The 11,274-nt window shown below is 68.1% G+C and carries 9 protein-coding genes; 5 read left to right on the top strand and 4 right to left on the bottom strand.

All coding sequences use genetic code 11. The annotated features are described in order from the left end of the window. Positions 1-87: 87 nt before the first annotated feature. Positions 88-1,101 (bottom strand): M14 family zinc carboxypeptidase, encoded by a 1,014-nt coding sequence (locus ACFV15_RS10495; protein ID WP_378349938.1) that lies wholly within the window; start codon positions 1,099-1,101, stop codon positions 88-90. Positions 1,102-1,234: 133 nt separating this feature from the next. On the opposite strand from ACFV15_RS10495, the gene ACFV15_RS10490 reads away from it, so the two are divergent. Next, positions 1,235-2,161: a LysR family transcriptional regulator gene (locus ACFV15_RS10490; RefSeq protein ID WP_378349937.1), complete on the top strand. Its 927-nt coding sequence runs from the start codon at positions 1,235-1,237 to the stop codon at positions 2,159-2,161. Here ACFV15_RS10490 and ACFV15_RS10485 read toward each other — a convergent pair. The 3 genes from ACFV15_RS10485 to ACFV15_RS10475 are packed head-to-tail and all read right to left on the bottom strand — an operon-like array spanning position 2,136 to position 5,736. Next, entirely contained in the window at positions 2,136-4,310 is a 2,175-nt protein-coding gene (locus tag ACFV15_RS10485) for a xanthine dehydrogenase family protein molybdopterin-binding subunit (RefSeq protein ID WP_378349936.1), read from the bottom strand. The two genes, ACFV15_RS10490 and ACFV15_RS10485, sit on opposite strands and share 26 nt — an antisense overlap. Further along, positions 4,307-5,266, bottom strand: a complete 960-nt coding sequence (locus ACFV15_RS10480) for an FAD binding domain-containing protein (RefSeq protein WP_378349935.1) — start codon at positions 5,264-5,266, stop codon at positions 4,307-4,309. Before ACFV15_RS10480 ends, ACFV15_RS10485 begins: the two co-directional genes overlap by 4 nt. Then, a complete protein-coding gene (locus tag ACFV15_RS10475; protein WP_378349971.1) occupies positions 5,266-5,736 on the bottom strand; it encodes a (2Fe-2S)-binding protein in 471 nt (156 codons plus the stop codon). The genes ACFV15_RS10480 and ACFV15_RS10475 overlap by 1 nt, the downstream gene beginning before the upstream one ends. A 252-nt stretch (positions 5,737-5,988) precedes the next feature. Here ACFV15_RS10475 and ACFV15_RS10470 point away from each other — a divergent pair, with 252 nt between their 5' ends. From ACFV15_RS10470 to ACFV15_RS10455, 4 genes are all read left to right on the top strand, one after another. Further along, a complete protein-coding gene (locus tag ACFV15_RS10470; RefSeq protein WP_378349934.1) occupies positions 5,989-6,576 on the top strand; it encodes an NADPH-dependent FMN reductase in 588 nt (195 codons plus the stop codon). Between the two features lie 164 nt (positions 6,577-6,740). Continuing rightward, complete coding sequence (locus ACFV15_RS10465) at positions 6,741-8,159, top strand: cellulose binding domain-containing protein (RefSeq protein WP_378349933.1); 1,419 nt, start codon at positions 6,741-6,743, stop codon at positions 8,157-8,159. A 10-nt stretch (positions 8,160-8,169) separates the two neighbouring features. Then, complete coding sequence (locus tag ACFV15_RS10460) at positions 8,170-9,798, top strand: glycosyl hydrolase family 18 protein (protein WP_378349932.1); 1,629 nt, start codon at positions 8,170-8,172, stop codon at positions 9,796-9,798. A 2-nt stretch (positions 9,799-9,800) separates the two neighbouring features. Further along, on the top strand, positions 9,801-11,159 hold the full coding sequence (locus ACFV15_RS10455) for a cellulose binding domain-containing protein (RefSeq protein WP_378349931.1): 1,359 nt from the start codon (positions 9,801-9,803) through the stop codon (positions 11,157-11,159). Positions 11,160-11,274 lie beyond the last annotated feature (115 nt).

Below are 11,274 nucleotides of genomic sequence, written 5' to 3'. Positions count from 1 at the left end.
ACCGCGCAGCCCCCCGCCGCCCCCCCCCTGAGCTACCGGCTGTGTCGGCCCCGCAGTTCCCCCCCGCCCCCACCCACACACGACCCCTTAGTCCAGGGCGGGCTCGGCGACTCGGGCCGCGGTGGGGATTTCCGGGCCGCGCAGCGGAATGGCGTCGGCCTTCGCCGGGTCCACGCCGCGCAGCGAGCCGTCGGACGCCTTCTGCGCGATCGCCAGCATCGAGGCGAGCGCGTCCTGGATCTGCGCCTGCTCACGGGAATCCATGGCGCTCAGCTCGATCAGCACACTCCCGCTGCCCCGCAGCCCATAGGCGTTCCGCGCGATGCCTTCGTAGTCACCGCCGGGATACTGCGAGACATTCCCGCCATGCCCGTTGATCGACTGCTGCGCCACCACGGTGATCTGCTTCGCGAAATCGACGTCGGCCTTTTTGACGCCAGCGTTCGTCGGCCACAGCACGGACGCGGTGATTTCCTTGCCTTGAGCGTCGAGATAGCGGCCCTGCATGTGGTAGTCGACCATGATCTCGGGCTTGAACGCCGCGTACCGCCGCTGTACCAGCCCGGATTCGGTGGCCGGGTTGAGCTCCGGCGCCATGCTGGGATTGTGGTAGCGGTTGAGGTCGTAACCCTTGCCGTGCTCGCCGTACTCCGGGAACGCCTCGGGGTCGTAGTTGTAGCGCCAGTTGTGCTCGTGGCCGTCCGGGTTCGCGCGCACGACGATGTCGACGGTCACCTTGGATCGCAGCCAGCGCTGCCACGGGCTGTGCCCGACGCCCACCTTGCGCAGGAACTCCAGCGCGGCCGGCGTGCCCAGCGGCTCGTCGCCGTGCTGCTGGGTGACGTACTGGATGCGCAGCTTCCCGTGGCCGACCCGCGCACCCCAGACCGGACGGCCCTGGTTGGTCTTGCCGAGCGTGGTCACGTCGACCTCGCCGAGGCTCAGCCACTCGAGGGCCTGCAGCTCACGGGCCAGTTTCGCGGTGCTCGGGCGCGGGTCGAGGCCGCGGCCTTCCGGCGCGGCTTGCGCGGGCACGGAGCCGAGCGTCAGCGCGAGCGCCGCTGCGGACAGGACAGTGACGAATTGCCGCTTTCGGATCATAGTGCGCAGTTTGCCGACCGCCTCGGTCCATCACAAGGTGCATTCGGCCCCGCACCTGCCCAGGTGGACACGGGGTGGCGTCGAGGCGAGTTAGTTTGTACCTTAGTTCATGACTTAGACGAACGGAGTCATCGTGGACGCCCGCCAGCTCGAGTACTTCGTCACGGTCGCGGAGGAGCTGAGTTTCACCCGCGCCGCAAGGAGATTGTTCACCGTGCAGTCCACGGTGTCGATGGCCATCCGAGCGCTCGAAACCGACCTCAAGGCCACTTTGTTCGACCGTTCGACCAGGCGAGTGGCGCTTTCGCCTGCAGGCAGCGCGCTGCTGCCCGAAGCCAAGGCCGCACTCGCCGCGCTCGAACGCGCACGCAACGTCGTCCAGGAGGCTTCCACCGGCCTGCGTGGCAGGCTCCGCGTCGGCACCATGACCAGCGTCGGCCTGGTCGACCTTCCTGACCTCTTCGGCGCGTTCCACGAGCGGTATCCGCAGGTCGACGTGCATCTCGCGGCCAGCCCGACCGGCTCGACCGGGCTCGCCGACGACCTGCGGCACGGCAGGCTGGACGTCGCGCTGCTCGCGCTGCCTGGCGAGGACCTGGACGGGCTCGACGCGCGGACGCTGCTCACCGCGCCGTACGCCGCGCTGCTGCCGTCCGAGCACCGGTTCGCCGCGCGCGAGAGCGTCACCCTCGCCGATCTCGCCGGGGAAAGGTTCGTCGACCTGCCGCAAGGCTTCGGAAACCGCGTCACGGTCGACCGCGCCTTCCAGACCGTCGGCACTCCGCGCCGGGTCGCCATCGAGGTGCCGGACCGGGCCGCGGTGCCCGCTTACGTCAAAGCGGGACTGGGCATCGCGCTCGTGCCCAGCATCGGCCCCGACGATCCGGACGTCGTCGTGGTCCCGCTCTCGGGCACCACGCTGACCTGGACGTTGTCCGTCGCGACACTGGCCGGTTTACGGCCTGCGCCCGCCGTGCGCGCGCTGCTCGACCTGGTCAAGTACGTCTCCGACGCGGCGAAGGCCGAGCCGGGTGTCACTCAAGCAGCCGTTCACATGTGATCGGCAGGTCGCGGACGCGCTTGCCGGTCGCGTTGAACACCGCGTTGGCGACCGCGCCGGTGACGCCGACGATGCCCAGTTCGCCGATCCCGCGCGCGCCGAGCGGCGAGATCAGCGGATCGGGGATGTCGAGGAACCGCACGTCCAGTTCGGGGATGTCGGCGTTGACCGGCACCAGGTAGCCTGCCAGGTTGGCGTTGGCGATCCGGCCGTTCGGTTCCAGCCGCATGTCCTCGAGCAGCGCCGCGCCGATGCCCATGATCACCCCGCCCATGATCTGGTTGCGCGCCGCCTTGGCGTTCACGATCCGGCCCGCGTCCATCACCGACACGACCCGCGAGACCCGCGGCTCCCTGGTGCGCCGATGCACCCGCACCTCGACGAAATGCGCGCCGAACGACATGAACTGGTGCACCGTGTCCGGGTTCTTCGGTGACGTCGCCGTCGCCTCGACCTCGGCCATGTTCAGCGAGGTCAGCAGGCTGCCGAAGGACATCGACACGCCCTCGGCCTTGACGAACCCGCGCTCGTAGACCGGGCTCTTGCCCTGGAACGGTGGATGTTCGCCCGCCACCTTGAGCAGTTCGGCCTTGACCGCCTCCGCGGCCACCTGCACCGCGGTCCCGTTGCTGGCGGTGGACGCCGAACCGCCGGCGTTGGCGTTGACCGGCGCCGCCGAGTCCCCGAAATCGGCCACCACCCGCTTCAACGGAATGCCCAGGCTGTCCGCGCCGACGATGCAGTAGACCGTCGCCTGCCCGGTCCCGGAGTCCGAGCCGGTGCCCGCCACCACGGCCGTCCCGTCGGCGCGCAGCCGGATCTTGATGGAGGCCGCTCCGCGTCCCGCCGAGAAGAACGCGGTGCCCATCCCCATGCCGACCAGCCAGTCGCCGTCGACGACCGAGCCGGGCACCGGATTGCGCCGCGACCAGCCGAAGACCTCCGCGCCGATGCGATAACACTCGTCGAGATGCTTGCTGGAAAACGATTTCTTGCTCGTCGGCGCGACCGTCGAGTTGTTCTTCTGTCGTAAAGCCAGCGGATCCATGCCGAGCTTGAGCGCGAGTTCGTCCAGCGCCGACTCCAGCGCGAACGACCCGGTCGCGTCCGAGGGCGCGCGCATGATCGTGGTCGCCGGGCTGTCCAAGGTGACGGTCTTGCGGTTGATTTCGATGTTCGGTGACGCGTAGGTGTTGAGGGAGATGTTCCCCGCGTTCTCCTGGAAGTTGGCGGACGCGGACCGGCTCGAAACCCCGTCGTGCTTGAGTGCGTTCAACGTGCCGTCCGCCGCCGCGCCGAGCGTGACGACCTGGCTGGAAAACGCCCGGTGCCCGACGACGGTGAACAGCTGCTCGCGCGTCAGCACGGTCTTGACGGGCCTGCCCAGTGCCCGTGCGGCCGCCGCGGTCAGCGGGGTGTGCGCCCAGTTGCCCCATTTGCAGCCGAACGCGCCGCCCTGGAACGGGTTGAGCACGTGGATCTTCGCCGCGTCCATGCCGAGCGTCTTCGACATGCGGCTGACCACCAGCGGCGTGCCCTGCGTGGCCGTGTACAGCGTGAGGTGGTCGCCGGTCCACACCGCGACGGTGGCGTGCGGCTCCATCGGATTGTGGTTCTGCGCCGCGGTCGTGTACGTCGCGGTGACCGTGACCGGGCTGGCCGCGATCGCGTCGGCGATCGAGTGCACGCCCGGCGCGAGCACACCCGCGGTCGGGTTGTTCTTGATCGGGGTCGCGGTCGGCAGCGCCGCCGGGAACGACGCCGCGGGCGGCTTGGCGTCGTAGCTCACCGTCACCAGTGCGGCCGCGTCGCGCGCTTGCTCGAAGGTCTCCGCGACGACCAGGCCGATGACCTGGCCGTGGTAGCGCACGCCCGCGTCCTGCAGCGGGGGAGTGGATTCGTCGTTCTGGTCGCCGCCGTACGCGAAGAGCTTCAGCGGGTTGAACGGCGTGTAGACGGCGAGCACGCCCGGCGCGCTCGCGGCCGCGGCGGTGTCCATCGCGGTGACCGTGCCCCGGCCGATCGTGCTGGTCACGAGGTAGCCGTAGGCGAGCCCGGTGACGTTATTGTCGGCCGCGTACAGCGCGCGGCCGGTGACCTTGAGCCTGGCCTCGAAGCGGTCGATCTCCTTGCCCAGTGGTGAGCTCATCGCAGACCCGCCAATGCCCGTACGATCGTGTTCTTCAGCAAGGGGAGCTTGAAACCGTTGTGCTCCAATGGTTCAGCACCGTCCACAGCAGACTGCGCGGCCGCTTCGAAGACTTCCAACGTCGGTGCCTTGCCTTTCAAGAGCGCTTCGGCAGTGGGCAGCCGCCAAGGCATCGTGCCGACTCCGCCCGCGGCGACACGGGCGTCGCGGATCCGGTGGCCACGCACGTCGAGTGCCACGGCCGCCGAGCACGACGCGAACTCGTACGACTGCCTGTCCCGCACCTTGACGTAGGTCGAAGTCCGCGCCCATTCCAGCTTGGGCAAGATGAGCTCGGCGATGAGTTCCCCTGGCCGCAGCTGGTTTTCGACGTCCGGGGTGGTGCCGGGCAGCCGGTAGAACTCGGCCAGCCGGACGGTCCGTTCGCCGTCACGCCCGATCAGCCGGACGGACGCGTCGAGCGCCATCAACGCGACCGCGGCGTCGCTCGCGTGCGTGGCGACGCAGGACGTGCTCGCGCCGAGGATGGCATGCTCGCGGTTGTCCCCGGTCCGTGCCGGGCAGCCACTGCCTGGCTGCCGCTTGTTGCAGGGCGTCGTGACATCGCGAAAGTAGCCGCATCGCGTGCGCTGCAACAGGTTCCCGCCGATACTCGCCATGTTCCGGATCTGCGGGGAAGCGCTTACCGCCAGTGCCTGCGCGAAGAGCGGATAGTGGCCCGCGATGGTCCGATCGGCGGCCAGGTCGCTCATCCGCTCCAGCGCGCCGATGCGCACGCCGTCGCGGCCGGTCCGGATTCCGCGCAGTGGCAAGGAGTTGATGTCGATGACGTGGTCGGGGCGCAGCACGCCGAGCTTCATCAGGTCGACCAGCGTCGTCCCGCCCGCGAGAAAGGCGCCAGAGGACGACGTCGCCTGCCGGATGTCGCGCGCGGTCGCGAAGTCATAGGCGTGCATCAGATCGCCTTTCCACAGGAGCGCGCGTGCTGCACGGCGTCGACGATGTTCGCGTACGCGCCGCAGCGGCAGATGTTGCCGGACATGGCCTCGCGGACCTCGTCATCGGTGCGGGCGCGGCCTTCCCGTAGCAGCGCGACGGCCGACATGATCTGCCCCGACGTGCAGAAACCGCATTGGAAACCGTCGCATTCGATGAACGCCTCCTGGACGGGATGCAGTTCGCCGCCGCGTTCCAGCCCCTCGACGGTGGTGACCTGCTTGCCGTTGACCGCCGCCGCGAGGGTCAGGCAGGACAGCACGCGTGTGCCGTCGACGTGCACCGTGCACGCGCCGCATTGCCCGCGATCGCAGCCTTTCTTGGTGCCGGTCAGATTCAGCCGTTCGCGCACCGCGTCGAGCAGCGTCACGCGCGGGTCGACGCGCAAGGTCCGCGGTACGCCGTTGACGGTGATCGTGACGTCGACCAGATTGCCGGGTGGTGGGGGCGCCGGTGCTTTCCCTGCCGCTTCCGCGAAGGTCGGCGTCAACGCCAATCCCGCGGACGCGGCGGCCGCCGAAGTGAAGAAACGGCGCCTGCTCACATCGATGTCGGCTTCTTCGCGAGGCATCAGATCCCACCCTTTCGACCCGATTCAGCGAAGCAGCAGCGGGCGGACGCGTCAATGTCCCGATACCCGGGATTTGACCTCAAGTAATGTCGAGGTTTTACGTTCGGCGTCATGACAACAGGAAACCGGCTACGGGTGGCCGTCATCATCGGCAGCGTCCGCAAGGGGAGAATCGGCCCGTCCGTCGCGAAGTGGTTCGCCGCGCAGGCGGCGGAACACGAAGGCTTCGACGTGGATCTCGTGGATCTCGCCGACTACGACCTCCCGGCCATGCTCACCGACGACCCGGCGCCCGCGGTGCGTGATTCGCTGGGCGGGCTGACGCCGCGGCTGGCGGACGCGGACGCGTTCGTGGTGGTCACCCCGGAGTACAACCACAGTTATCCCGCCTCGCTGAAATGCGCCATCGACTGGCATTTCACCGAGTGGCAGGCCAAGCCGATCGGTTTCGTGAGTTATGGCGGAATGGCGGGCGGAACCCGCGCGGTGGAGCATTTGCGGCAGGTTTTCGCCGAATTGCACGCGGTTACGGTCCGGGACACCGTCGGCTTCGCGGGGCCTTGGGGGCGGTTCACCGATGACGGGACGCTGACCGACCCCGCCGAGGCGAACACGGCGGCCAAGACCTTGCTGGACCAGTTGAACTGGTGGGGTGACGCGCTGAAGCAGGCGCGAGAGAGGCTTCCTTACCGGGCGTGACGACGACTGGGCATTACGGGCGGTGAGGGCCGCCCGTAATGCCCATAAGTCACCTGATCGCATGACGGTGGCGGAATACCGACACTGGCGGTAAACCGCCGCGCGCAATTGGTCCAGACCAAGTTAGCGTCATCGGAACACCTCCTGAACGGGAGCCGCCGCCGATGTCGTCAAAGATTCATCTTCGCCTGCCGTCACGCCGAGTGGTCGCTGTGGCCGCCGGTGCCCTCTTGTTGCCCGCCGCCGCGCTGGCCGTCACCCCGCTGGCCGGGGCGGCCACCGCCGCGTCCGCGACGTTCACCCAGTCGTCCAAATGGGACACCGGCTACACCGGCCAGTACACGATCACGGCCGGGACCAGCGCTTTGTCCGGCTGGAAGCTCGAATTCGACCTGCCGTCCGGCAGTTCGGTGGGCACCTACTGGGACGCACTGCTGACCACGAGCGGCGGCCACTACACGTTCACCAACCGTGAGTACAACGGCTCGGTCGGCTCCGGAGCGTCAACGACCTTCGGTTTCAACGGCGCCGGCACCGGGGTTCCGTCGAACTGCCTGCTGAACGGCCAGCCGTGTGCGGGCGGGACGGTCCCGACGACCAGCAGCAGCCCGACCAGCACCAGCACCAGCACTACGCCGACGAGCACGTCGACGAGTTCCCCGCCGGTGCCGCAGGGCGCGATGGCCGGCGCTCCGTACTACATGCCGCTCGACAATGACCCGCAGGACATCGGCGCGGCCATCGCGGCGAGTGGCCAGAAAAGCTACATCCTCGCGTTCGTCCTCGCGCCGAACGGCGGCGGCTGCACCCCGGTCTGGGACGGCAACGCCGCCCAGCCCGTCGCCACCGACACCACGGTCGCGGCCAAGGTGACGAAAATCCGCCAGTCGGGCGGCGACGTCTCCGTCTCCTTCGGCGGCTACAACGGTCTCGAGCTCGGCGCGGCCTGCGGGGACGCGACCTCGCTCGCCGCCGCGTACCAGAAGGTCATCGACAAGTACGCGCTCACGCACGTCGACTTCGACATCGAGGGTGACGACCTGGGCGACGTGGCCGCCGAGAACAGGCGCTTCCAGGCCATCAAGACGCTCAAGCAGCGCAACCCGAACCTGCACGTCTCACTGACCTTGCCGGTCACCACGGTCGGGCTGTCCGACCTCGGCAAGGCGGAGATCGGGCGTGCCAAGGACAACGGCGCCGTGATCGACCTCTACAAGATCATGGCCTTCGACTACGGCGGACCGGCCGCCGGCATGGCCGCTGACGTCCAGCGCGTCATGGAACTGGTACACGGGCAGCTCACAACGCTGCGCCCTGACCTCGACGACAACGGGGTCTACGCCCGCACCGGGCTGATCCTCATGAACGGGCACACCGACCAGCCCAGCGAACTGTTCACCCAGGACACCTTCCGGACCCTCCTCGGTTACGTGCAAGCGCACAAGCTGGGCCGGTTCTCGTTCTGGGCACTCAACCGTGACCGCGTCTGCACCGGCAACGTCGGCTGGGCCGACGGCAAGTGCAGCAGCGTGTCCCAGCAGCCGTACGACTTCGCCAAGATCATCGCCCAGTACCAGGGTTAGAAGGAGAGAGATGTCCAGAAAACGATGGCACCTTTTCGGTTTGGTGGCAGCGGCAGGCGCACTCGTCGCGGGGGTAGTGGTCGCCCCGGCGAACGCCGCGGGAGGTGTTTCCGCGGCATTCTCCAAAGGCTCTGACTGGGGCACCGGGTACGAGGGCAAGTACACGATCACGAACGGCTCCTCGGCCTCGATCTCCTCGTGGACGGTCGAATTCGACCTCGCGGCAGGCCAGAAGATCGGTTCGCTCTGGGACGGCAGCTACACCGTCAGCGGCCAGCACGTGACCGTCAAGAGCACCTGGAACGGCTCGGTCGCGGCGGGCGGCACCGCCAGCTTCGGCTTCAACGGGACGTATTCGGGCACCTTCACGGCGCCTTCGGGCTGCAAGATCAACGGCGGTTCGTGTGACGGTGGCTCGACACCGACCACCACCCCGACCACGCCGACCTCGCCTTCGACGTCGACGTCGACGACGCCGACCACACCCACCACGCCGACGACCTCGAATCCGCCGGACCCCGGTGGCTACAAGAACGTCGGCTACTTCGTGCAGTGGGGCATCTACGGCCGCAACTACCACGTCAAGAACATCGAAACGAGTGGCTCGGCGAACAAGCTGACCCACATCAACTACGCGTTCGGCAACGTGAAGAACGGCCAGTGCTCGGCGACCGACGACACCTTCGCCGACTATGACAAGGCCTACGACGCCGCCTCCAGTGTGGACGGTGTGGCCGACACCTGGGACGCGGGCGCGCTGCGCGGCAACTTCGGGCAGCTCCGGCGGCTCAAGAAGATGCACCCCGGCCTCAAGGTGATCTGGTCGTTCGGCGGCTGGACCTGGTCCGGCGGCTTCGGCCAGGCCTCGCAGAACCCGGCGGCGTTCGCGCAGTCCTGCTACAACCTGCTCAAGGACCCGCGCTGGGCCGACGTGTTCGACGGCATCGACATCGACTGGGAGTACCCGAACGCCTGCGGGCTTTCCTGTGACACCAGCGGTGCCGCCGCCTACAAGAACCTGATGGCCGCGCTGCGCGCGAAGTTCGGCCCCTCGTACCTGGTCACCTCCGCGATCACCGCCGACGCCACCAGCGGCGGCAAGATCGACGCGGCCGACTACGGCGGCGCCGCGCAGTACGTCGACTGGTTCAACGTGATGACCTACGACTTCTTCGGCGCGTGGGCGGCACAGGGCCCGACGGCCCCGCACTCGCCGCTGACCTCCTACACCGGCATCCCGCAGGCCGGTTTCACCTCCGCCGACGCCATCGCGAAGCTCAAGAGCAAGGGCGTGCCGTCGAGCAAGCTGCTGCTGGGTATCGGTTTCTACGGCCGAGGCTGGACCGGCGTCACCCAGTCGACCCCGGGTGGTACCGCGACCGGAGCCGCTCCTGGCACTTACGAAGCCGGTATCGAGGATTACAAGGTCCTGAAGAACACCTGCCCGTCCAACGGCACCATCGCGGGGACCGCGTACGCCAAGTGCGGCAGCAACTGGTGGAGCTACGACACCCCGGCGACCATCGGCGGGAAGATGAGCTGGGCCAAGCAGCAGGGACTCGGCGGCGCCTTCTTCTGGGAGCTCACGGGTGACACGTCCAACGGCGAGCTGATCACCGCCATGAAGAACGGACTGTAAGCATGACGAAGAGGAAATGGCTGCCCGCTCTGGGCTTGGCCGCCGCGGTCGGCGCACTGGTCGCCGGCATGGTGATCGCGCCGTCGGCAGGCGCGGCCAACGGCATCACCGCCTCGTTCACCAAGGGCTCCGACTGGGGCACCGGGTACGAGGGCAAGTACACGATCAGCAACGGCTCGTCGACGGGCATCTCGTCGTGGACGCTGGAGTTCGACCTCGCGTCGGGGCAGAGCATCGCCTCGCTGTGGGATGGCAGCTACACGGCCTCCGGCCAGCACATCACGGTGAAGAGCACCTGGAACGGCTCGGTCGCGGCCGGCGGCACCGCCAGCTTCGGCTTCAACGTCAAGTACTCGGGCTCGTACTCGGCACCTGCCGGTTGCAAGATCAACGGCGGATCGTGTGACGGTGGCACCACACCGACCACCACCCCCACCACGCCGACGTCGTCTTCGTCGTCGTCGTCGTCGAGTTCCAACCCGCAGCCGGGCGGGCGCGGCGCGCCCTACCTGTACATGGGCTGGGGTGACCCGCCCAACGCGACCGCGGTGATGAACGCGACCGGCGTCAAGTGGTTCACCATGGCGTTCGTGCTCTCCTCCGGCGGCTGTAACCCGGCATGGGACGGTTCCCGTCCACTGACCGGCAGCGTCGACGCGAACACCGTCGCGGCCATCAAGGCGGCCGGCGGCCAGATCGTGCCGTCGTTCGGTGGCTGGAGCGGCAACAAGCTCGGCCCGAACTGCGCCGACGCGAACGCGCTGGCCGGTGCCTACCAGCAGGTGATCAACGCCTACGGGCTGAAAGCGATCGACATCGACATCGAGAACTCCGACGAGTTCGAGAACGCCACGATCCAGGACCGGATCCTCGGCGCGTTGAAGATCGTCAAGCAGAACAACCCCGGCATCCAGACGATCCTCACCTTCGGTACCGCCACCACCGGCCCGAACTACTGGGGCGGGCGGCTGATCGACCAGGCGAAGGCGCTCAACGCGGGCATCGACGTCTTCACGATCATGCCGTTCGACTTCGGTGGCGGCGCGGACATGTACGCCTCGACCGTCTCGGCGGCGACCGGGCTGAAGGACAAGCTGAAGTCGACCTTCGGCTGGTCGGACGCCACGGCGTTCAACCACGTCGGCATCTCGGGCATGAACGGGCTGTCGGACCAGCAGGAGCTGACGAGCCTGCAGCAGTGGACGAACATCAAGAACTGGGCCAAGAACAACGGGCTCGGGCGACTGGCCTTCTGGTCGGTCAACCGTGACCGCGGCTGCCCCGGTGGCGGTGTGGTGTCCAACTGCAGTGGCATCGCGCAGAACGACTGGGACTTCACCAAGGTCACAGCCGCCTTCTAGGGACTCGTGAGTGTTGGGGGGGGGGGGGGCCGGCGGGGCGGCAGCCGCAACCGCCACCACCCCCGTTCTGCGGCGGGGCCCCGGGGGGGAGACGTGGGCGTCGAGGGGGCCGGGC

The organism is Amycolatopsis sp. NPDC059657, assembly GCF_042734395.1.
In the GTDB taxonomy this organism is placed as follows: domain Bacteria; phylum Actinomycetota; class Actinomycetes; order Mycobacteriales; family Pseudonocardiaceae; genus Amycolatopsis.
The sequence above is the reverse complement of the archived record's forward strand: the minus strand, read 5'-3'. Positions and strand labels throughout refer to the sequence as shown.

What these genes read in the sequence shown, in the direction of transcription:
- ACFV15_RS10480 (WP_378349935.1), bottom strand. Translation starts at nt 5,266, where the DNA reads ATGCACGCCTATGACTTCGCGACCGCGCGCGACATCCGGCAGGCGACG.
- ACFV15_RS10455 (WP_378349931.1), top strand. Translation starts at nt 9,801, where the DNA reads ATGACGAAGAGGAAATGGCTGCCCGCTCTGGGCTTGGCCGCCGCGGTC.
- ACFV15_RS10465 (WP_378349933.1), top strand. Translation starts at nt 6,741, where the DNA reads ATGTCGTCAAAGATTCATCTTCGCCTGCCGTCACGCCGAGTGGTCGCT.
- ACFV15_RS10485 (WP_378349936.1), bottom strand. Translation starts at nt 4,310, where the DNA reads ATGAGCTCACCACTGGGCAAGGAGATCGACCGCTTCGAGGCCAGGCTC.
- ACFV15_RS10470 (WP_378349934.1), top strand. Translation starts at nt 5,989, where the DNA reads ATGACAACAGGAAACCGGCTACGGGTGGCCGTCATCATCGGCAGCGTC.
- ACFV15_RS10460 (WP_378349932.1), top strand. Translation starts at nt 8,170, where the DNA reads ATGTCCAGAAAACGATGGCACCTTTTCGGTTTGGTGGCAGCGGCAGGC.
- ACFV15_RS10495 (WP_378349938.1), bottom strand. Translation starts at nt 1,101, where the DNA reads ATGATCCGAAAGCGGCAATTCGTCACTGTCCTGTCCGCAGCGGCGCTC.